The organism is Georgenia satyanarayanai (assembly GCF_023715365.1).
GTDB classification, from domain to species: domain Bacteria; phylum Actinomycetota; class Actinomycetes; order Actinomycetales; family Actinomycetaceae; genus Oceanitalea; species Oceanitalea satyanarayanai_B.
This window is the reverse complement of sequence record NZ_JAMBNZ010000002.1, coordinates 140,910-161,135: the sequence shown is the minus strand read 5'-3', so window position 1 is coordinate 161,135 and position 20,226 is coordinate 140,910. Positions and strand designations below refer to the sequence as shown.

Annotated in this window: 17 protein-coding genes and 1 pseudogene; 8 read left to right on the top strand and 10 right to left on the bottom strand. The window is 74.3% G+C overall.

The genetic code is table 11. The features are described from left to right. Nucleotides 1–27: 27 nt before the first annotated feature. The 3 genes from M3148_RS02980 to M3148_RS02970 are packed head-to-tail and all read left to right on the top strand — an operon-like array spanning nucleotide 28 to nucleotide 2,081. Complete coding sequence (locus M3148_RS02980) at nucleotides 28–309, top strand: hypothetical protein (RefSeq protein ID WP_251303157.1); 282 nt, start codon at nucleotides 28–30, stop codon at nucleotides 307–309. 28 nt (nucleotides 310–337) lie between these two features. Continuing rightward, nucleotides 338–1,486 (top strand): zinc-dependent alcohol dehydrogenase, encoded by a 1,149-nt coding sequence (locus M3148_RS02975; protein WP_251303375.1) that lies wholly within the window; start codon nucleotides 338–340, stop codon nucleotides 1,484–1,486. A 13-nt stretch (nucleotides 1,487–1,499) separates the two neighbouring features. Next, nucleotides 1,500–2,081, top strand: a complete 582-nt coding sequence (locus M3148_RS02970) for a hypothetical protein (RefSeq protein ID WP_251303156.1) — start codon at nucleotides 1,500–1,502, stop codon at nucleotides 2,079–2,081. Nucleotides 2,082–2,386: 305 nt separating this feature from the next. Here the strand turns inward: M3148_RS02970 and M3148_RS02965 are convergent, their stop codons facing one another. Beyond that, nucleotides 2,387–3,406 carry an adenosine deaminase gene (locus M3148_RS02965; RefSeq protein ID WP_251303155.1) on the bottom strand — a complete coding sequence of 340 codons (1,020 nt, stop codon included), beginning with the start codon at nucleotides 3,404–3,406 and terminating at the stop codon, nucleotides 2,387–2,389. A gap of 117 nt (nucleotides 3,407–3,523) precedes the next feature. Between M3148_RS02965 and M3148_RS02960 the strand changes: the two genes are divergently transcribed. After that, nucleotides 3,524–4,132, top strand: a complete 609-nt coding sequence (locus tag M3148_RS02960) for a class I SAM-dependent DNA methyltransferase (protein ID WP_251303154.1) — start codon at nucleotides 3,524–3,526, stop codon at nucleotides 4,130–4,132. Nucleotides 4,133–4,201: 69 nt separating this feature from the next. Continuing rightward, a pseudogene (locus M3148_RS02955) lies at nucleotides 4,202–5,017 on the top strand (ribonuclease Z); the annotation flags it as partial. Nucleotides 5,018–5,023: 6 nt separating this feature from the next. Here the strand turns inward: M3148_RS02955 and M3148_RS02950 are convergent. From M3148_RS02950 to M3148_RS02930, 5 genes are all read right to left on the bottom strand, one after another. After that, entirely contained in the window at nucleotides 5,024–6,832 is a 1,809-nt protein-coding gene (locus M3148_RS02950; protein ID WP_251303153.1) for an amidase family protein, read from the bottom strand. Beyond that, nucleotides 6,829–7,560, bottom strand: a complete 732-nt coding sequence (locus tag M3148_RS02945) for a hypothetical protein (RefSeq protein WP_251303152.1) — start codon at nucleotides 7,558–7,560, stop codon at nucleotides 6,829–6,831. Before M3148_RS02945 ends, M3148_RS02950 begins: the two co-directional genes overlap by 4 nt. 147 nt (nucleotides 7,561–7,707) lie before the next feature. After that, nucleotides 7,708–8,712: a GmrSD restriction endonuclease domain-containing protein gene (locus M3148_RS02940; RefSeq protein ID WP_251303151.1), complete on the bottom strand. Its 1,005-nt coding sequence runs from the start codon at nucleotides 8,710–8,712 to the stop codon at nucleotides 7,708–7,710. Between the two features lie 108 nt (nucleotides 8,713–8,820). Then, complete coding sequence (locus tag M3148_RS02935; protein WP_251303150.1) at nucleotides 8,821–8,997, bottom strand: hypothetical protein; 177 nt, start codon at nucleotides 8,995–8,997, stop codon at nucleotides 8,821–8,823. Beyond that, on the bottom strand, nucleotides 8,960–9,739 hold the full coding sequence (locus M3148_RS02930; protein WP_251303149.1) for a serine hydrolase domain-containing protein: 780 nt from the start codon (nucleotides 9,737–9,739) through the stop codon (nucleotides 8,960–8,962). Before M3148_RS02930 ends, M3148_RS02935 begins: the two co-directional genes overlap by 38 nt. Nucleotides 9,740–9,854: 115 nt before the next feature. On the opposite strand from M3148_RS02930, the gene mgtE reads away from it, so the two are divergent. Beyond that, nucleotides 9,855–11,189, top strand: a complete 1,335-nt coding sequence (mgtE, locus tag M3148_RS02925; RefSeq protein ID WP_251303148.1) for a magnesium transporter — start codon at nucleotides 9,855–9,857, stop codon at nucleotides 11,187–11,189. 31 nt (nucleotides 11,190–11,220) lie between these two features. After that, entirely contained in the window at nucleotides 11,221–12,015 is a 795-nt protein-coding gene (locus tag M3148_RS02920; RefSeq protein ID WP_251303147.1) for a deoxyribonuclease IV, read from the top strand. A 63-nt stretch (nucleotides 12,016–12,078) separates the two neighbouring features. Here M3148_RS02920 and pgi read toward each other — a convergent pair whose 3' ends face one another. The 4 genes from pgi to M3148_RS02900 are packed head-to-tail and all read right to left on the bottom strand — an operon-like array spanning nucleotide 12,079 to nucleotide 17,625. Then, complete coding sequence (pgi, locus tag M3148_RS02915; RefSeq protein WP_440136888.1) at nucleotides 12,079–13,752, bottom strand: glucose-6-phosphate isomerase; 1,674 nt, start codon at nucleotides 13,750–13,752, stop codon at nucleotides 12,079–12,081. Nucleotides 13,753–13,791: 39 nt separating this feature from the next. Next, complete coding sequence (locus tag M3148_RS02910; protein ID WP_251303145.1) at nucleotides 13,792–14,937, bottom strand: FUSC family protein; 1,146 nt, start codon at nucleotides 14,935–14,937, stop codon at nucleotides 13,792–13,794. Next, nucleotides 14,934–16,478: an FAD-dependent oxidoreductase gene (locus M3148_RS02905; protein ID WP_251303144.1), complete on the bottom strand. Its 1,545-nt coding sequence runs from the start codon at nucleotides 16,476–16,478 to the stop codon at nucleotides 14,934–14,936. Before M3148_RS02905 ends, M3148_RS02910 begins: the two co-directional genes overlap by 4 nt. Continuing rightward, nucleotides 16,429–17,625 carry a carboxylate-amine ligase gene (locus M3148_RS02900; protein WP_251303143.1) on the bottom strand — a complete coding sequence of 399 codons (1,197 nt, stop codon included), beginning with the start codon at nucleotides 17,623–17,625 and terminating at the stop codon, nucleotides 16,429–16,431. The genes M3148_RS02905 and M3148_RS02900 overlap by 50 nt, the downstream gene beginning before the upstream one ends. Nucleotides 17,626–17,681: 56 nt before the next feature. On the opposite strand from M3148_RS02900, the gene hrpB reads away from it, so the two are divergent. Then, nucleotides 17,682–20,195 (top strand): ATP-dependent helicase HrpB, encoded by a 2,514-nt coding sequence (hrpB, locus tag M3148_RS02895; RefSeq protein WP_251303142.1) that lies wholly within the window; start codon nucleotides 17,682–17,684, stop codon nucleotides 20,193–20,195. Nucleotides 20,196–20,226: the final 31 nt, after the last annotated feature.

Sequence of the window (20,226 nt, the reverse complement as noted above, 5' to 3'; positions counted from 1 at the left end):
GGCCCGACCACGGGGAGGGAGCGGGGGATGGACGGACGTGACCGCCGGCGCTCGGCTGGGTCACTGGGCTCATCGGCCAGGGTGCTCTACGCCCGCGCCGTGGAGGCGCACCACCACGGCGGTGCGGCGCACCCCGAGGCCGGCGCGCAGCTCCTGTACTACGGCGGTGACGGCGCCGAGGTGCTGCTTGCCGTCATGCTCCTCGGCGAGTGGTACCACCGTGCCCGGCCGCGGCAACGGAGCGCGTCCCGAGCCGGCCAGGCGTCCGGTTTCCCGACGCGCGGGCGCGCGTGCCGCGTGTCACCCTGACTGCCCCGACGACATGGAGGAGACGACCGTGCGCGCGATGGTCTACCGCGGCCCGTACAAGATCCGCGTGGAGGAGAAGGACATCCCCCGGGTCGAGCACCCGAACGACGCGATCATCAAGGTCCAGCTGGCCGCCATCTGCGGCTCCGACCTGCACCTCTACCACGGCATGATGCCGGACACGCGGGTCGGGACCACCTTCGGTCACGAGTTCATCGGCGTCGTCCACGAGGTCGGCTCCTCGGTGCAGAACCTCAAGCCGGGGGATCGCGTCATGGTGCCCTTCAACATCTCGTGCGGCTCGTGCTACTTCTGCTCCCGTGGGCTGCTGTCGAACTGCCACAACGTCAACCCCAACGCGACCGCCGTCGGCGGGATCTACGGCTACTCCCACACCACCGGCGGCTATGACGGCGGCCAGGCCGAGTACGTGCGGGTGCCCTTCGCCGACGTCGGCCCGACGATCATCCCGGACTGGATGGACGACGAGGACGCCGTGCTCCTCACCGACGCCGTCGCCACCGGCTACTTCGGTGCCCAGCTGGGAGAGATCCGCGAGGGCGACACCGTCGCGGTCTTCGGCGCCGGCCCCATCGGTCTCATCGCCGCCAGGACGGCGTGGTTCATGGGCGCCGCGCGGGTCATCGTCATCGACCACCTCGAGTACCGGCTCGAGAAGGCCCGCACCTTCGCCTACGCGGAGACGGTGAACTTCGCCGAGCTCGACGACGTCGTCGTCCACCTCAAGCGCACCACCGACGGGCTGGGCGCCGACGTCGCCATCGACGCCGTGGGCGCCGAGGCGGACGGCAGCTTCCTCCAGCACGTCACCTCGGCCAAGCTCAAGCTCCAGGGCGGCTCACCGGTGGCACTCAACTGGGCCATCGACGGCGTGCGCAAGGGCGGCACGGTCTCCGTCATGGGCGCCTACGGCCCCATCTTCAACGCCGTGAAGTTCGGCGACGCCCTCAACAAGGGCCTCACCCTGCGGATGAACCAGGCGCCGGTCAAGCGGCAGTGGCCGCGGCTGTTCGAGCACATCAGGAACGGGCACCTCAAGCCCAGCGAGATCGTCACCCACCGCATCCCGCTCGAGCACATCGCCGAGGGCTACCACCTCTTCTCGGCCAAGCTCGACGGCTGCATCAAGCCCCTGATCGTGCCCAGCGCGAGCTGAGAGGAGACACACCATGAGCGAGCGCATCCCCGTCTACACCTCCGCCGCACCGCCCGTGCCCTCGGCCGAGGAGCTGCGCGCCCGGATCCCCGGGTGGGGCGTCGACCTCGACCCCGCCGACCGGCCCTCCTTCCCCAAGGAGCGCGACGAGCCGACCGGCGCACACTGGGACCTGCCCGAGCAGCAGGAGGAGACCTACCCCCGCGAGCGGTCCATCGAGCACATGAGGCTCACCCCGGTCTTCGGCACGGTCGCGCCGCTGCACGGCCTGTCGGGCGCCATCCGCGGCCACTCCTACGAGCGGTACAGCGAGGCGCGCGCCGCGCACTGGCTGCTCCTCATCGCCGCGGACCGGGTCGACGCGATCGAGAGCCACGTGAGGTCCCTCGCGAGCGGCCGGCCCGACAACCCGGTCACCGAGACCGGACTCCGGACCGAGCTCACCCACGACGGCCTCGCCGCCCGTCGGGAGAGCAAGCGGGTGGACGCCAAGCACCAGTGGATCGACCCGGTCCTCGTCGCCGGGCCCTGGGTGCTGGCGGGAGCCGCCGCGCTCGCGGGCGCGCGCAAGCTCCTACAAGCCCGCAAACACTGACCCGCCCCCGCGCCCCCCGCCCCCCGGGGCGCGACGCCCCGCGCCCCCCGGGGCGCGACGCCCTCACCGCTTGCGTCGCACTTCCCGCTCATTCGTCGCCCTTTCCCACGCCTCGGGATGAGCGAAAAGTACGACTCAAACACATGTTGCGGCCGGTGGACGCGGGCCCTGGCCGCGGGCCGCACCGCGTCACCGGCGACCCGACCGAGGTCGCTGCCGGGAAGCTCGCCCTCTCCGTCACCCACCGCCGGATCACCGAGCGCTTCAGCCGCACCGGACCCCGGCGGCCGGGGCGCCTTCGCCGGTCAGGCGCCGGCGGCGTAGGCCTCGAGCTCGGCGAGGTACTGCTCGCGCTCCCGGCTGCTGAGCCAGGCGATGTCGAAGGAGTTGCGGGCGAGCCGGACGAGCTGCTCACGGCCCAGGCCGGCGACCTCGGCGAGGCGCACGTAGTTCTCCGCGACGTACCCGCCGAAGTAGGCCGGGTCGTCGGAGTTGAGGGTGACCTTGACTCCCTGCTCGAGCAGGCCGACGATCTCGGTCTCCTTGATGCCGTCGACGACCCAGCCGTTGGAGATCGGGCAGCACGTGAGGCCGAGGCCGCGCTCCTTGATCGCCGCGACGAGCTCGGGGCGCTCGAAGGCGTTGGACCCGTGGTCGATCCGGTCCACCCGGATGTCCTCGATCACCTGGCGGATGTGCTCGTGGGTGCCCTCCTGGTCGATGTCGCAGTGCATCGTGAGGAGGAAACCCTCCTGGCGGGCGCGCGCGAAGACGGCGGCGAACTTCGCGGGCGGGTTGCCGCGCTCGTCGGAGTCGAGGCCGACGCCGAGGATCCAGTCGCGGTAGGGCAGGGACTCCATGAGGGTGCTCATCGCGTGCTCGGCGGTGAAGTCACGTAGGAAGCACATGATGAGCTCGGCGTGGATGCCGAGGTCTCGGCGCGCGTCGACCAGCGCCCGGCGCAGGCCACCGATGACCGTGCCGAAGGGCACGCCGCGGGAGGTGTGGGCCTGGGGGTCGAAGAAGATCTCGGCGTAACGGACGTTCTGACTCGCCGCCTTGGTGAGGTACGCCGTCGCGAGGTCGTAGAAGTCGTCAGGAGTGACGAGCACCCGCATCGACTCGTAGTAGACCGTGAGGAAGGAGGAGAGCGAGTCGAAGTGGTAGGAGGCGCGGACCTCCTCCGCGGAGTCGTGCTCGAGCTCGATCCCGTTGCGCTGGGCGAGGGCGAACTTCAGCTCGGGCTCCAGGGTGCCCTCGATGTGCAGGTGCAGCTCCGCCTTCGGCAGGCCGACGACGAAGTCCTGCAGGTCGCTCGTGGTCACGCGTGTGCTCCTTGGTCGGCGGTGCCCGGCACGCTCGGCCGGCGTGCCCCTGAGGCTATCGGTCGCGCGCGGTCGGTGGTCGGGTATCTCGGGCCTTGCGTGTGCCACGCTGGAGCCATGGGAAACTTCGACGACAAGGCGGTCGACTGGGACCGCGACCCTGCCAAGGTGGAGCGCGCCCGGGAGGTGGCCGAGGCCGTCGCGGCCGCGGTCCCGCTGCACCCGAGCACACGGCTGCTCGAGTACGGTGCCGGGACCGGCCTCGTCTCCGAGGCACTCGGCGCGCGCGTCGGTCCGGCCACACTCGCGGACAGCTCCGCCGGCATGCGGACGGTGCTCGCGGAGAAGGTGGCCTCGGGGCGCCTCCCGGACGGACGGGTCTGGGACCTCGACCTCGAGACCGACGACGTGCCGGGCGAGCGCTTCGACCTCGCCGTCGCCTCCCTCGTCCTGCACCACGTGCGGGCGCTGGACCGGGTCCTGGCCGGACTGGCCGAGATGCTCGCGCCGGGTGCCCACCTGTGCATCGCGGACCTGGACCGTGCGCAGCACGGCCAGTTCCACCAGCACGACTTCGACGGCCACGACGGCTTCGACCGGGACGAGCTGACCGCACGGCTCGAGGCGGCGGGGCTCGTCGACGTCGCCGTGCGCGACTGCGGCACGATCGACCGCGAGGGCGTCACCTACTCGGTGTTCCTCGCCGTGGCGCGCCGCCCGAGGTAGGCCGAGCGATGCGGAGCACTCCACCACGACGATCCAAAGGCATGACCTCCCGCCCCCCGGCGGCCGGCCGTGCGTGAGCTCGTCGTCCTCGGCACGGCCTCCCAGGTGCCCACCCGCACCCGCAACCACAACGGCTACCTGCTCCTGTGGGACGGGCGCGGCTACCTCCTCGACCCGGGCGAGGGTACGCAGCGGCAGATGATCCACGCCGGGGTGTCGGCCACGCACGTCCACCACATCTGCCTCACGCACGTCCACGGCGACCACTGCTACGGCCTGCCCGGCGTGCTGTCGCGGATGGTGCTCGACGGCGTCACGCACCCCGTCCACCTCCACTACCCGACGAGCGGGGAGGAGGTGGTCCGGGCGCTCGTCTCCGTCGCGACGCCCGGGCTGGACCTGCACCTCCACCCGCACGGAGCGGCCGGGGAGGTGGCGCCGGGCCTCGAGGTGCGGCCGCTGCACCACCGGGTCGAGACCTACGGCTACCGCCTCGTCGAGCCCGACGGGCGCACACTGCTGCCGGAGCGGCTCGCCGCCGCGGGGCTCAGCGGCCCGGACGTCGGGCGGCTCCAGCGGGAGGGCCGCGTGGGCGGGGTGGCGCTCGAGGACGTGAGCGTGCCCCGCCGCGGACAGCGCTTCGCCTTCGTCATGGACACCGCGCCGTGCGCCGGGGCCGAGGAGCTCGCCGAGGGCGCCGACCTCCTCGTCGCCGAGTCGACCTTCTCCGACGAGGACGCCGGGCTCGCCCGCGAGTACCGCCACCTCACCGCCGGGCAGGCCGGTGCGCTGGCCGCCGCCGGGGGAGCGCGCACGCTCCTCCTCAGCCACTTCTCCTCGCGGTACGCCGACCTCACGGTGCTGCGGGACCAGGCGACGACGCGAGGCCCGTTACCCGAGCCGGCCGTAGAGCGCCGGGGAGGTGCGCGCCTGGGTCACCTGCTCGAAGGCGTAGGCCAGGCCCAGCAGTGTGCCCTCGGCGTAGTCACGGCCGAGAAGCTCGAGGTTGACGCCCGCGCCGGGCACCGTGCCGTCCTCCGCGGTGGCCTGCCCCATCGGCACGCTCAGCGCGGGCATCCCGGTGTTCGGGCTCAGCCGCAGGTTCGTGCCCTGCGTGCCGTACGGCGTGCCGGTGGGGTAGACGAGGGCGTCGAGCCCGTGCTCCTCGAGCAGCCCGGTGACCAGCTCCTTGCCCTGTGCCAGGGCCAGGGTGTGGCTGCCCTCGGGGCCGGCCCACGCCTCGTAGGTCTCCTCGGACACCGCCGCCCGCTGCTCGTACGTCCGCTGGCGGGAGGTGACGTAGTGGCCCGTCGCGAGGATGTCCTCGATGCTGCGCGCCGTCACCTGCGGCGGGAGGTGGTTCTCCACGTAGCTCTCGAGGTCGTGGCGGAACTCGTTGGTGCTCCCGCTGGGCTCACCCAGGACGGCGGCGAGACCGGCCGGCGGCTCCAGCTCCACGACCGTCGCGCCCTGCTCCTCGAGCGTGGCCCGAGCCTCGGCGAAGAGGCGGACGGTCGTGGGGTTGGTGCCGACCATCGACGGGAGGTAGCCGATCCGCGCGCCGTCGAGGGCGTCGTCGTCGAGGGAGGCGGCGTAGGAGGCCGGGACCTTGCCGGCCTGCCCGGCGGTCACCGGGTCGACCGGGTCGATGCCGACGACGGCGTCCAGGGCCACGGCGGCGTCGGTGACGCTGCGGGTGATCGGGCCGGCGGTGTCCTGGCTGAGGGCGAGCGGGATGATCCCGTCGCGGCTCACGAGCCCGACGGTCGGGCGGACGCCGACGAGCTGGTTGTAGGACGCCGGGACGCGAATCGAGCCCCCGGTGTCCGTGCCGAAGCCGATCCCGGCGAGGTTGGCGGCCAGGGCAGCGCCCGTCCCGCCGCTGGAACCGCCGGCGGTCCGGCTCGTGCGGTAGGGGCTGGCGACGAGGAGCGTGGCGCCGGGCTCGACGCCCGTGGAGAACTCCGAGGCGAAGCCGTACGCGAACTCGTCGAGGCTCGCCTTGGCGAGAATGACCGCGCCCTCCTCGCGCAGCCCCTCGACCATGAAGGCGTCGGTGCCGGTGAAGTTGTCCTCCCAGCAGCCGCAGCCGCCCGTGGTGGGCATGTCGCGGGTGTTGACGTTGTCCTTGACTGCCACGGGCACCCCGAGGAGCAAGCTCGTCATCCCGTCCGAGGCACGCTGCGCGTCCGCGGCGGCCGCGGCGTCCAGGGCGGCGTCGTTCGTCGTGATGACCGAGTTGAGCGGCCGGCCGCCGGTCTCGGGGTCGACGAGCGTGCGGTCGTACGCCGCGATGCGCTCGAGATACTCCGCGGTGAGGGCGACCGAGGTCGTGACACCCGCGTTCATCGCGGCCTGCATGTCGAGGACCGAGGCCTCGACGATCTCGAAGGGACCGTCGTCGTAGACGATCCGCTGGGAGACGGCGGCGAGGTCGGTGAGGGTGAGCGTGCCGTCGCCGTCGGTGTCGGCGACCTCGCCCCAGGGGGCGACCTCGGCCGGGGAGCCGAGGTGCCCGGCCACCAGGTCAAGGTCCTCCGGGGTGACCTGGCCGTCGCCGGTGAGGTCAAGCTCGGAGTGGAAGGGCGGCAGGACCAGCATTTCGGCCTCGAGGGGCTGGGCCTGGGCAAGCGCGGCGCCGGTGAGGACGAGCGCCCCCACGGCGGGGACGGCGGCGAGGGTGCGGCGGCGGGTGCTCACAGTGCGCCCCCTGTCCGGCGACGGACCAGCAGGGCGGCGCCACCGATCGCGGCAAGCACGGCCGCGGCCGCGCCGAGCCCGAGGGCGTCGAGGCCGGTCGACGGGAGCGAGCCACCGCCGTGGGCGGGCGGTGCGGCGGTGTGCGCGGGGGCGCCGTCGTCCTCGTCCGTGGGCGACGGCGTGGGTGCGGACTCGGTGGGTGAGGGCTCGGGCTCGGTGGGCTCCGGCTCGGTGGGCGTGGGGACGGGCGCGGCGACGACGACCTCCGTGCTCGCGACGGCTGGCACGGTGGTCGTCGTGCCGTCGGCGGCAACGAGCTCGACGGACACCTCGACGGTCGTCGTGCCGGGGCCCACGGCGGTGAGCTCCACGCCTGCAGCGAGGTCACCGGCGAGGGCGGGGGAGCTGCCGAGGCGGCTGTGGACGACGGTCGCGTCCGGTCCGGTGACCTCGGTGCTGTCGAAGCCGCCGCTCGGGCCGGTGGCACTGTCGGGGACGACGGCGAGGACGTCGGGGTCCACCTCGACGGTGAGGGCGTAGGCGTAGACGTCGGCCGTCTCGCCGAGCTCGAGCCCGAGGCCGATGGTGTCCCCGACGGCCGCGGTGGCGGGCACGGTGAGGCTGACTCCGGTGGTCTCGGGCGCGGCGAGCGCGGGGGCGGCACTGAGGACGAGCAGGCCGGCGCACAGGGGTGCGGCGATCGCAGCTCGGCGAGGTCTGGGTGGCATGGGTCCTGCCTTCCGGGTCGACGTCAGCGGCGCAGACGCGCTGCGCTTGAGACGCGACGGTAGGCAGCACGTGTTTCTTTCCAGGGATGCGGGATGTTACCCGCGAGCGTCGCGCTCCGGAAGGGTGCGGGCAGTGCCGCGGTCAGGTCACTCGCAGCCCACGCCGTCGCCGTCGCCGTCGAGGTGGTGGCCGTAGCCCGGATCGCCCACGCGGACGGGCGCGGCCCCGGCCGCGCGCGCCTCGCGGCAGGAGGCGTAGGGAATGTCGTCGCCGGGTGCGGCAGGCATGCCGGGCGCGGGGGCCGTCACCTCCGGGGCGGCGCCGGTGGGGAGCGGCTCGTCCGGACAGCTGGTGAGCACCCGCACCATGGCGTCCTGCTCGGCCAGGGTCACCCACAGGCCGTAGGAGTGCTTGACCCCCACCTGCCGCGCGACGTACTCGCAGCGGAACGCACGGTTCGGGGGCAGCCAGGTGGCGGTGTCGCCGTCGCCCTTCTGCCCGTTGAGGGGGCCGTCCACGGCGAGGAGGTTGAGGGGGTCGTTGGCGAAGCGCACGCGGGTCTCGCCGTCCCACCGTTGAGCGCCCTTCTGCCAGGCGTCGGACAGGGCGACGACGTGGTCGATCTGGACGGCGGTGCTCGTCTCGTTGCCGCGGACGAAGACGATCGTCTCCCCGCTGAACGGGTCGGCCAGCGTCCCGGACGTCACGACGCAGTCCCGGGTGCCCGGCCGGTAGGTGAGCCCGGTGAGGTCGCGGGCGAGGATGTCGTTGCGGGTGTCGCAGCCGTTGCGGTCGGTGTCGACCCACCCGCTGCCGAAGAGCTCGCGCTCGTAGCCGGCGCGAGGGGCGCGGCCCTTGACCTCGAGCTCGTGCGCGGCGGCGAGGGCGGTGCCGGGCGCCGGCTCACCCGGCGCGCGTGTCGCCTCCGCGGCGGCGCCGGGCGTGGGGGAGGGCGACTCACCCGGCTCGGCGCCGGGGGCCGCGGCCTCGGGCGCCGGCTCGGCGGCGGCCGGCGCCGGTGGCGCAGCGAGGGGCTCGGCCGAGCCGACCGCGCCGCACCCCGCGAGGAGGGTGAGACCGAGACCGACGATCCAGGCCGTGAGGCCCCGTGGCGTGCCGGCAGGGTGGGCAGGGGGTCGTGCGTCGTCCACGGGCTCGCTCTCACGCAGGGCGCTCGACCGACGAGGCGTCAGGTCGGCAGGTGTCGATCCCAGTATCGGCCGGCGCACCCGCGCCCTGAGGCGGCGCGCCGGTGCGCCTCAGCGGACGGGCAGCAGCGGGAGGAGCTCGTCCCAGACGGCGCGGAGGATGTCGTTGGCCGCACCCTCGTGGTGCGCGGTGATGGTGACGGCGGCCCGGTGACGGGGTAGGACGACCGAGAACTGGCCGTACTTGCCGTCAGCCCGCCACGCGCCGTCGGGCGTGCAGGCCCACACCTGGTAGCCGTAGCCGGCGCGGGAGTCGGGGTCCTGGGAGAAGCTCGAGCTGTCCACGAGGTCGGTGTGCATGCGCTCCACGTAGGCGGCCGGGACCAGCTGTGCACCTTCCCACCGACCCTCCTGCAGAAGCAGGCGGCCCAGCCGTGCGTACTCGCTCGTGCGCAGGTGCAGCCCCACCCCGCCCTGGCTGAAGCCCCCGGGGGCAGCGCATCCACTGCGGGTTGCCGATGCCGAGCGGCACGAAGAGCCGGGGCAGGAGGAAGTCGCGCAGGTCCTCACCGCTGACGGCGTGGATGATCCTGCTCAGCACGTAGCTGCAGCCGTTGGAGTACTCGAACCTCGTGCCTGGCTCGGCGACCAGCTCCGCGCGCAGGAAGCCGGCCAAGAGGTCGGTCTCCTCCGCCTGGCCCGGGCCCCACCAGGTGAAGGTGTTCCCGCTCGTCATCTGGAGCAGGTGGCGCACCGTCATCGCCTCGACGCCGTCCGCGTGCGCCTGCCCTGGGAAGAAGCGGGTGACGGGGTCCTCGAGATCCAGCAGACCCTCGGCCTGCGCCATCCCGACGGCGACGGCGGTGAAGGTCTTGGACCCGGACCAGAGGTGGACGGGGTCGTCGTTCCGGAACCGGTGCTCCAGCGGCTCGTGGCCCTCGCGGTACAGGTGGATCCCGTAGACCCCGAGGTTCCGCTCGGTGGTGCGCAGGCGGAACCCGGTGAGCAGGGCGGCGTCGGTCGCGGTCATCGGTGTCCTTGTCGGTGTCGGCTCGGTGGCCCCACTGTACGGATGAGCGCCCACGCGCACCGGTAGGGTGGACCGCTGGTCTCCGCTGACACGGAGGGATGTGGGAGGCGCGTACATGCACGAGCTCAAGCCGGACCTGGTCGCCGCACTGGAGGCAGACGATCTCACGGCGGCTGCCGCCCACCTCGCCGGCGCAGCGCCCCAGGAGGTGGCGGCCGCCCTCGCGACGTTGGAGCCGGAGAGCTCGGCCGTCGCGTTCCGCCTGCTCCCCAAGGGCCGGGCGCTCGCCGTCTTCGAGGGCCTCACGCCCCCCGCCCAGCACGAGCTGATCCATCTCCTCGGTGAGGAGGAGGTCGTCGGTGTCTTCGCCGCCCTGGACCCCGACGACCGGGTCGAGCTCCTCGACGAGCTCCCAGCCGGCGTCGCGACCCGCCTGCTGCGCCACGTGGACGACGACGCGCGCGCCGCCACCGCCGTCGTCCTCGGGTACCCCCGCGGCTCGGTGGGCCGCCGGATGAGCCCCCAGTTCGTCCAGGTCCACCCCGAGGACACGCTCCAGCACGCACTGGAGCGGGTGCGGGAGCGGGGACGCCGCTCGGAGACGATCTACACGGTGCCGGTGGTCGACGACTCGCGGTGCCTCGTCGGCGTCGTCAGCCTCCGCGACCTCTTCCTCCACGACCCCTCCGACACCGTCGCCGACCACCTCGCCCGGCCGATGGCCGCCCACGCCGAGGAGGACGCGGAGCAGGCCGCCAGGCGGTGCCTCGCGCGGGGCGTGCTCGCCCTGCCCGTCGTCGACGGCGAGGGCCGCCTCGTCGGCCTGCTCACCGTCGACGACGCCACCCGGATCGTCGCCGCAGCGGGCGACGAGGACGCCGCCCGCGCGGGTGGTGCCGAGCCGCTCGCCCGGCCCTACCTGCTGTCCTCCGTGGGCGCCATCACCCGGGCCAGGGTCGTGTGGCTGCTCGTCCTGGGACTGTCCGCGGTCCTCACCGTCAACGTCCTGGAGCTCTTCGAGGGGACGCTCGCCGAGCACGTCGTCCTCGCGCTGTTCATCCCACTCCTCACCGGGATCGGTGGCAACACCGGCTCCCAGGCGGCGACGACGGTCACCCGGGCACTGGCGACGGGAGAGGCCGCCCCCCGGGACATCGGCAGGGTCGCGTTCAAGGAGCTGCGGACCGGACTGCTGCTCGGGGCGGTCCTGGGCTCGCTCGGGTGGGCGGTCGCCTCGCTCGTCTACGGGCCCGGCATCGGCACCGTCGTCGGGCTCACGCTCGTGGCCGTGTGCACGATGGCCGCGACCGTGGGCGGCACGACCCCGCTCGTCGCCCGGGCTGCGGGCGTGGACCCCGCGGTCGTGTCGACCCCGTTCATCACGACCTTCTGCGACGCCACCGGTCTGGTCATCTACTTCACGATCGCGCACGCCGTCCTCGGGCTCTGAGGTGTCGGTGCCACCGGTTAGGGTCGTTCCCATGGCAGTCGTCGGAGCACATGTCGACCAGACCGACCCGATCGCCGAGGCCCAGGCCCGCGGCGCGGACGCGGTGCAGTTCTTCCTCGGGGACCCCCAGGGGTGGAAGGGACCGGAGGTCCGCTACGCCGGCGGCGCCCAGGCCCTGCGGGCGGCGGCAACCGACGCCGGGATCGCCCTGTACGTCCACGCGCCCTACGTCCTCAACGTCGCGACGACGAACAACCGGATCCGCATCCCCAGCCGCAAGCTCCTGCAGAAGCAGGTCGATGCCGCGGCCGAGATCGGCGCCGCCGGCATCATCGTCCACGGCGGGCACGTCCTGGCCACCGACGACCCCGCCGTCGGCTTCGACAACTGGCGCAAGTGCATCGACCAGCTCGACGCCAAGGTGCCGGTCCTCATCGAGAACACGGCCGGTGGCACCCGCGCGATGGCGCGCGGCGTGGAGCGCCTGGAGCAGCTGTGGGGCGCGGTGATGGAGGCCGACGGCGGGGCGGACGTCGGCTTCTGCCTCGACACCTGCCACGCCTACGCCGGGGGCGAGGAGCTGGCCGGGCTCGTCGAGCGGGTGCGGGCCGTGACCGGCCGCATCGACCTCGTCCACGCCAACGACAGCCGTGACGCCTTCGACTCCGGCGCCGACCGGCACGCCAACCTCGGCCAGGGCAGCCTCCCGCTCGAGGACCTCGCCGCGCTGCTGCGCGAGGCCGGCGCACCGGTGGTCGTCGAGACGCCCGGCGGCGCCGAGGAGCACCGCACCGACATCGCCTGGGTGCGCGAGCAGCTCGGCTGACGCGGACGGGTCCGGCTCGCGGCAGGAGGGACCGCTCTCGCGGAGAGCCGGGTGTCGCCGGCGTCAGGCGCGGCGGGCCTGCCGGTAGCGGCGGATGAGGGCATTGGTCGAGGAGTCGTGCGTGAGCTCGGGCTCCTCGTCGGCGCTGAGCTCGGGCCCGATGGCCCTGGCGAGCACCTTGCCCAGCTCCACGCCCCACTGGTCGAAGGAGTTGATGCCCCACACGACGCCCTGGACGAAGACCTTGTGCTCGTAGAGCGCGACGAGCTGACCGAGGACCGCGGGCGTGAGCCGCGGCGCCAGGACGAGCGTCGTGGGGGAGTTCCCGGCGAAGGTCTTGTGCGCGACGAGCTCCTCGGCTGCCCCCTCCTCGCGCACCTCCTCTGCCGTCTTGCCAAAGGCCAGCGCCTCGGCCTGGGCGAGGAGGTTGGCGGTGAGCTGGTCGTGGTGGCCGGGGACGTCGTCGGCGGGGTGGACGAAACCGATGAGGTCGGCCGGCACCGTCTGGGTGCCCTGGTGGATGAGCTGGTAGAAGGCGTGCTGGCCGTTGGTGCCCGGCTCGCCCCACACGACCGGCCCCGTCTGCACGGAGACGGGTGCGCCGTCGAGGGTGACGGACTTGCCGTTGGACTCCATGTCGAGCTGCTGGAGGTAGGCCGGGAAACGCGAGAGGTACTCGCTGTAGGGGAGCACCGCGTGGGTGGCGCAGCCGCGGAAGTTGCGGTGCCACACGCCGATGAGAGCGAGCAGGACCGGCAGGTTGCGCTCGAGCGGGGCGGTGCGGAAGTGGGTGTCCATCGCGTGGAACCCGGAGAGCATGTCGCGGTAGTGGTCCGGGCCGATGGAGATCATGAGCGAGAGTCCGACGGCGGAGGTCATCGAGTACCGCCCGCCCACCCAGTCCCAGAAGCCGAACATGTTCGCGGTGTCGATACCGAACTCCGCGACCTCCTCGCCGTTCGTCGACACCGCGACGAAGTGCTTGGCGACGGCGGAGCGGTCACCGAGGGCGGCGACGAGCCATTCTCGGGCGGTCGTCGCGTTGGTGATCGTCTCGATCGTCGTGAAGGTCTTCGAGGCGACGACGAAGAGGGTCTCCTCCGGGTCCGCGCCGGCGAGGACGGGGGCGATGTCGTCGCCGTCGACGTTGGAGACGAACTCGCAGGTGATGGCGGGGTCGGCGTAGGGAGCGAGGGCGATCGTCGCCATCTTCGGGCCGAGGTCAGAGCCGCCGATGCCGATGTTGACGACCCGGGTGATGCGCTTGCCGGTGTGGCCGCGCCACTGCCCGCTGCGCACCTGCTCGCTGAAGGCCGCCATCCGGTCCAGGACCTCGTGGACGTCGGCGATGACGTCCTGCCCGTCGACGACGAGCTCGGTGTCCAGCGGCGCGCGCAGCGCCGTGTGGAGCACGGCCCGGTCCTCGGTCGTGTTGATGTGCTCCCCGCGGAACATCGCCTCGGTCCGCTCGGGAACACCGGCCGCGCGGGCGAGGTCGACGAGCAGACGCAGGGTCTCGTCGGTCACCCCGTTCTTGGAGTAGTCGACGTAGAGGTCACCGGCCTCCAGGGCGAGGCGCTCACCGCGCTGCGGGTCGGCGGCGAAGAGTCCGCGCAGGGTGGTGCCGGCGGTCGCGTCGGCGTGCTCCTCGAGGGCGGCCCACTGCGGCGTGGTCGAGATGTCGTGGGGCTGGGACACAGCTGCTGCTCCAGGGGACTCGGGAATGGCTGTCCTCATCATGACCCGTGCCGGCGCTCGGCGCGACGGCCGCCCGGCTCAGTCCGCGCGCTCGACCCGGGCGAGGGAGTCGAGGGCGCGTTCGAGGGAGAGCACCACCCCGTCGTAGAGCACCTGGTCGTCCTCCCGGGGCGCGACGCTCCGCGCCTCGTGGACGGCGTCGGAGGCGTGGGCACTGGACAGCGGCGTCTCGTCCGAGGCGACGTGCGGGTTCGCCGTCCCGGCGGGTGTCGTGTTCTCCAGTGCCGCGGAGATGGTCCGCAGCGCCGTGCACACGCGTGCGCCGTCGTCACCGGCGAGAACCTGCGACCGGTCCGCGCGGCCGGCCCCGACGTCGCTGAGGAGGAGGTCGGCGAGGTCGCTGACGACGAGCCCGAGCCGGTCGAGCACCTGCGCCTCCTCCTGGAGTGCGCCGATCGAGCCGCTGTACCGGCGGGCGCGGCGGTTGCGGTGCGCCGCCTCGCCGACCTCGGCCACCGCCGCGTGCATCTGCGCGCGCTCGCGCGGCGAGGACGCGTGCTCGCGTTCCCAGTCGGCCAGCGTGGGCCGCTCCTCCGCCTCGATGAGGTCGGCGAGCTCTCCGAGGTCGGTGGCCAGGGTGCGCCGGAAGCGGGTGACAGCGTCCTGCGCCGGCGCGAGCGGCAGCGGGGGCAGCACGGCGAGGACCGCGATCCCGATCATCGCGCCGAGGAGGGTGAGGCCGGCGTAGGCCCCCACGTAGGTGGCCTCGCCGTGGCCCACGATGAGGGTGAAGAGTGCCGCCGTGGGCACCCAGCTGCCCATCGCGCCCAGGCGGCCCCAGCCCGCGATGACGACGGCGGGCACGATGACCAGCGCGACGGCGAGCGGACCTCGCACCGGGAGAAAGTCGACCACCCAGCCCACGGCGCCGCCGACGGCGATGGCAGCGACGGACTGGAGAGACTCGCGCAGCGAGCCCGCGAGCGTGAAGGTCGTGGCGATGACGGCGCCGAAGGGCGCGTAGTACGGGAAGTCGGCCGCCGGCCCGGGGAGCACCCCGGCGACCGCCCAGGCGAGCGAGGCCGCCACGGCGGCGCGGATGGCGACCGCCCAGCGCGGGTTGCGGCGCCACCGCTCACGCCACCACAAGGCCCGGGTGACGTCGCGGGGCAGCTGGATCCGCTGGCGCCACTGGAGGGACACGCCGCGGTTCGGGACACTCATCGGGCCTGCAGCCCCCGGGTGGCCGGCCCCTCGAGCAGCTCACCGTCCGCGGCGAAGCGCGAGCCGTGGAGCGGGCAGTCCCAGCTGCACTCCTCGTCGTTCCACCGCACGACCCCGCCCAGGTGGGGACAGACAGCGGAGACCGACCGCGTGACGCCGTCGACGGTAGAGACCGCTACCGGGTGCAGACCGCGACGGACCACGCAGCCCATGCCCTCCGCGGGTGTGTCGTCAGCGGTCGCCTGTGTCGGGTCCGGATCGGTCTCTGCCGCCGGGCTGCCGCCCGGTTCGGGGTTGGTGAGGGCGCGGGCGTAGCCGCCCGCCAACTGTGCGGCAGCACCGGCGTTGAGCCGCACGGCCTCCGTCAGGCCAACCATGTCGCGCCGGCGCCAGCTGCGGTAGGCGTCGCCCCACTCGGGCAGGCCATCGGTGAGATAGCCCGTCAGCATGTGCGCGGCGGCGACCGCGTTGGTCATGCCCCACTTGGCGAAGCCGGTGGCCACGAGGACGCGGGAGTCGCGCGGCAGGAGCGGGCCGACGTAGGGCAGCTCGTCGACCGGGTGGTAGTCCTGGGCGGACCACCGGGCGACGACCCGGGAGTCGGGGAACCAGCGCCGCGCCCAGGTGAGGAGGTTCTCCACGCGGGCACGCGGGGAGTCGGCCCGCCCCACGACGTGGGAGGCCCCGCCGACGATGACGATCTCGCCCTCCTCGGCGGGGGCGGTGCGGACCGAGCGGGTGAGGGCACCGGCGGTGATGGACATCTGCAGACCGGTGGGCTCGGGCACGGCCAGGGCGAGGGAGTAGGAGCGCTGCGGCTCGAGGCGGGCGAAGTAGCCGCCGCGGTCGGCGAAGGGGATGCCGGTGGCGAGGACGACGCGCTCGGCGTGGACGGTGCCTCGCGTGGTGACCACCGCGCCGTCCCTGCCGTACGCGTCGGTGACACGGGCCGCGGTGCGCACGACCACCCCGGCCGCCTCCGCCTCGAGGACGAGGGCCGTGAGCACGTCCACCGGGTCGACCTGGGCCTGCTCGGGCAGCCACGTGCCCTCGAGCGCCGGGAACGGCGTGTCGAAGGACTCCCGCCACTCGACGGGCAGCCCCGCGGACAGGGCCGCCTCGTGCTCGGCCCGCGCGGCCGGCAGCTGCTGGGGCCCGGCGGCGTAGGTGACGGCGGCACGCCGCTGGACCGGGACGTCGTGACGCGCGCACTCGGCGAGCAGCCACCCCTGGCCCAGCCGGTTCCCCGCGACGTACTTGCCGAGCACCTCGGGGCCGTGCTGGCGTTCGATCGCCGACATCCGCGTCCCCTGGAGGAGGGACACCTTGGCGGTGGAGTGGCCGGTCGTGCCCGCACCGACGTACCGGGCCTCGAGGACGACGACCGACAGTCCCGCGCGGGCGAGCAGCACCGCCGTCGCCAGTCCCGTCAGCCCGGCGCCGACGACGGCGACGTCGTAGCGTCCGCCGACCGGCTCGGTCGCGAGTCGCTCACCTCCCGGAACCGTGCGCGACGCCGATGCCAGCCACAGTGAAGTCATGTCCCTCTCCGTCCAGTCCGTGCGTCGTGCGCACCGCCGCGGCGACGACGTCGCCCAGGCTCCCGGTGCGCTCCAGCTCCCGCCGCTGCCGGTCGGCACCTGTGCCGACCTCTCGCAGACGGGCTACGCCCTCCTCGACGAGGGCGAGGTCGTCGTCCGCCTCCCGCAGCGCCGGGCGGACGTGGTCGACGAGTGCGCCGACCACGTCCGCCGCGGGCAGCGGGCGGCTCGTGCCAGGGTCGAGCAGCTCACCGGACATGCCGAAGCGGCTCGCCTGCCAGGTGGCCAGGCGCAGCATCTGGGTCGGCACCGGTGGGGCCGCCTTCCCGGCGTCCCACTCCTCGGCGGCGGTCTGGACCAGGGCGCGGCACAGGGCGGCGACGACGACGGCGTCGCGCGGGTCCTGGCACACGTCCGCGGCGCGGAACTCCAGGGTGGGGTAGGTGCGGGAGGGCCGGGCATCGAGGTAGACCATGCCCTCGTCCAGGACGACGCCCGTCGCGAGCATCGCCTCGACGCGCTCGCGGTAGGCGCGGTGCGAGCCGAAGAGGTCCGGGGGACCGGCCGCGGGCCAGCGGCCCATGACCTGCGCGCGGTAGCTGGCGTAGCCGGAGTCCTCGCCCTGCCAGTACGGGGAGTTGGCGCTCACCGCCAGGAGCGTGGGGAGCCACACGCGGACGCGGTCGAGAACGGCGACGGCCTCCCCGGGGGACTCGACGGCGACGTGGACGTGGCAGCCGCAGACGAGCTGCTCGCTGCCGAGGCGGCCGAAGTGGTCGACGATCCGGCGGTAGCGCTCGTCCGGTGCGGCCAGCGTCTCCACCGGGAGGGGGGAGGTGCCGAGGGCGACGGCCCGGGCGCCCACGCGGCGGGCGGCCGACTCGGCGTGGGCGCGCCAGGACCCGAGCTCCTCGTGGAGGGCGAGGAGGTGGCGGTGGGGCGCGGTGCCCGTCTCGACCTGCTGACGCTGCAGCTCACCGTCGAGGGAGGAGCCGGCCGCACCGGGCGCACCGGTCGGTCCGGGGCCGTCCGGGTCGGCGTCCCCGATGACGTCCGCCCGCCGCAGCACCTGCTGGGCCAGGGACACCGCCTGACCCGTGCCGCTGCGTACGAGCAGCAGCTCCTCCTCCACACCCACTGTCCTCATCCGGCCAGTGTGTCGTGGGGGCGCCCGGTCGGCACGGCGGGCGGCACACTGGGGGCGTGGCCCTCACCGATCTCTCCGCGCTCCTCGCCGCACCGCCGCCACTGCCTGTCGCCGAGGGCCTGGAGGAGCTCGTGCGGGCGGTGAGGTCCGGGGGGACCGCCGTCCTGCAGTCCCCGCCGGGCAGTGGGAAGACCACGCTCGTGCCGCCCGCGCTCGCCGTCGCCCTGGGCGGCAGGGTCGTCGTCACCCAGCCGCGGCGCATCGCTGCGCGGGCCGCGGCACGCCGCCTCGCCGGCCTCCTCGGCCAGCCGGTCGGCCAGGTGGCCGGCTTCTCCGTGCGTGGCGAGCGGCACGTGGGTGAGGAGACCCTCGTCGAGATCGTCACCGCCGGGACGCTGCTGCGCCGTCTCCAGCGTGACCCGGAGCTGCCGGGCGTGAGCGCCGTCGTCCTCGACGAGGTGCACGAGCGCCAGATCGACTCCGACCTCCTCCTCGCCATGCTCGTCGAGGCCCGCGCGACGCTGCGCGAGGACCTCGCGCTCGTCGCGATGTCGGCCACCGTCGAGGCGGACCGGGTGGCGGCGCTCCTCGGCGAGGGCACCGCCGTCGTCACGGTCCCCGGTGCGCTGCACGCCGTCGGGACGGAGTGGTGCCCCCCGCCGCGCACCGCGCCACGGCTCACGCCGCGCGGCACCAGCCCGGAGTTCCTCGGGCACGTCGCCGGCGTCACCCGCCGGGCCCTGGCCGAGCAGGACGGTGACGTCCTCGTCTTCCTCCCCGGCGCGCGTGAGGTCGACGACGTCGTCCGGCGCCTGCGCGGCCGCGACGTCGACGCCCTCGCTCTCCACGGACGACTGCCGGCCGCCGAGCAGGACCGGGCGTTGCAGCCCGCCACCCGGCGCAGGGTCGTCGTCTCGACGGCGGTGGCCGAGTCCTCGCTCACCGTGCCGGGGGTCCGGGTGGTCGTGGACGCCGGGCTGGCGCGCGAGCCACGGACCGACCACCACCGCGGGCTCGCCGGTCTCGTCACTCGCAGCGTGAGCCAGGCGGGGGCGGAGCAGCGCGCCGGTCGAGCGGGGCGGCAGGGGCCGGGCACCGTCTACCGGTGCTGGTCCGCCGCCGAGCACGCCATGCTCGCGCGCCACCCCGAGCCGGAGATCGCCACCGCGGACCTCGCCGGACCGATGCTCGAGCTGGCCCTGTGGGGCGCCCCGGGCGGGGCGGGCCTGGCGCTGCTCGACCCGCCGCCGCCCCAGGCGGCCGCTGCGGCGACCGGGCTGCTCACCGAGCTCGGCGCGCTGGACACCGACGGTGCGGTCACCGCACGCGGGCGGGCGATCGCAGACGTCGGCGCGGACCCGCGGTTGGCGCGCGCCCTGCTCGACGGAGCGGGCGTCGTCGGTGCCCGGACCGCGGCAGAGGTCGTCGCGATGCTCGCCGAGGACGCGGGCGCGGGCGACGTCGACCTCACCGCCGCCCTACGGCGCCTGCGCGCCGGTGGCCGCAGCGCCTGGCGGCGGGAGGCCGACCGCTGGGAGCGGCTCGCCTCCCGGCGCACCGGCCAGGACCCGCGCCCCGGCGACCGCGTCACCCAGCTCGACCTCGCCGTCGGCCTCGTCACCGCGCTCGCCCACCCCGACCGCGTCGCCCGCCGCCGCGCGGGCAGCGACCACTACCTCCTGGCCGGGGGAGCCGGCGCGCGCCTGGCGGGCGGGCCGCTGGCCGGCTGCGAGTGGCTCGCCGTCGCCGACGCCACGCGCGCACCCGGCCAGACCGACGCCCTCATCCGCTCGGCGGCCCCGATCGACGAGGCTACCGCCCGGGAGGCCGCCGCCGGGCTGCTGCGAACCGTGGAGGACGTCGCGTGGCGCGACGGCCGGCTGGTCGCGCGCCGGCTGGAGCGGCTGGGCGCGATCGAGCTGGCGAGCGAGCCGCTCCACCGGCCCTCGCCGTCGCTCGTGGCCGCCGCCGTGCAGGACGGGCTGCGCCGCGAAGGACTGGGCCTCGTGCCGTGGCCACCCGGCGCGGTGTCCCTGCGGCGGCGCCTCGCCTTCCTCCACGCCGCCCTCGGCGCGCCGTGGCCCGATGTGTCCGACGCCGCGCTTCTCGAGCGGGTGGAGCAGTGGCTCGGGCCGGACCTCGCCGGGGTGCGCAGCAACCGGGACCTGGCCCGCGTCGACACGACGACGGCGCTGCGGCGGCTGCTCCCGTGGCCGGAGGCGGGCCGGCTGGACGAGCTCGCGCCCGAGCGGGTCACCGTCCCGACGGGTGCGGCGCTCCGGGTCGACTACTCCGATCCCTCACGCCCCACGCTCGCGGCCCGCATCCAGGAGGTCTTCGGCTGGCGCGGCGCACCGGCGCTCGCCGGCGGGCGGGTGCCGCTCGTGCTCGAGCTGCTCTCCCCGGCGCGCCGGCCCGCGGCCGTCACGGCCGATCTCGCCGGGTTCTGGCGCACCGGCTACCCGCAGGTGCGTGCGGAGCTGCGGGGCCGCTACCCTCGCCACCCGTGGCCCGAGGACCCGGCCGCAGCGCCCCCGACCACCCGCACGACGAAGGGCCGGCGCACCTAGCCACCGCTGTGCTCCGCCGACGGCCGGACTG

Excerpts from the sequence above, each read along its gene's own strand:
- M3148_RS02960 (WP_251303154.1), top strand. The coding sequence starts at position 3,524 with ATGGGAAACTTCGACGACAAGGCGGTCGACTGGGACCGCGACCCTGCC.
- M3148_RS02930 (WP_251303149.1), bottom strand. The coding sequence starts at position 9,739 with ATGACCGCGACCGACGCCGCCCTGCTCACCGGGTTCCGCCTGCGCACC.
- pgi (WP_440136888.1), bottom strand. The coding sequence starts at position 13,752 with ATGAGGACAGCCATTCCCGAGTCCCCTGGAGCAGCAGCTGTGTCCCAG.
- M3148_RS02945 (WP_251303152.1), bottom strand. The coding sequence starts at position 7,560 with ATGCCACCCAGACCTCGCCGAGCTGCGATCGCCGCACCCCTGTGCGCC.
- M3148_RS02970 (WP_251303156.1), top strand. The coding sequence starts at position 1,500 with ATGAGCGAGCGCATCCCCGTCTACACCTCCGCCGCACCGCCCGTGCCC.
- M3148_RS02905 (WP_251303144.1), bottom strand. The coding sequence starts at position 16,478 with ATGACTTCACTGTGGCTGGCATCGGCGTCGCGCACGGTTCCGGGAGGT.
- M3148_RS02920 (WP_251303147.1), top strand. The coding sequence starts at position 11,221 with ATGGCAGTCGTCGGAGCACATGTCGACCAGACCGACCCGATCGCCGAG.
- M3148_RS02900 (WP_251303143.1), bottom strand. The coding sequence starts at position 17,625 with ATGAGGACAGTGGGTGTGGAGGAGGAGCTGCTGCTCGTACGCAGCGGC.
- M3148_RS02910 (WP_251303145.1), bottom strand. The coding sequence starts at position 14,937 with ATGAGTGTCCCGAACCGCGGCGTGTCCCTCCAGTGGCGCCAGCGGATC.
- mgtE (WP_251303148.1), top strand. The coding sequence starts at position 9,855 with ATGCACGAGCTCAAGCCGGACCTGGTCGCCGCACTGGAGGCAGACGAT.
- M3148_RS02980 (WP_251303157.1), top strand. The coding sequence starts at position 28 with ATGGACGGACGTGACCGCCGGCGCTCGGCTGGGTCACTGGGCTCATCG.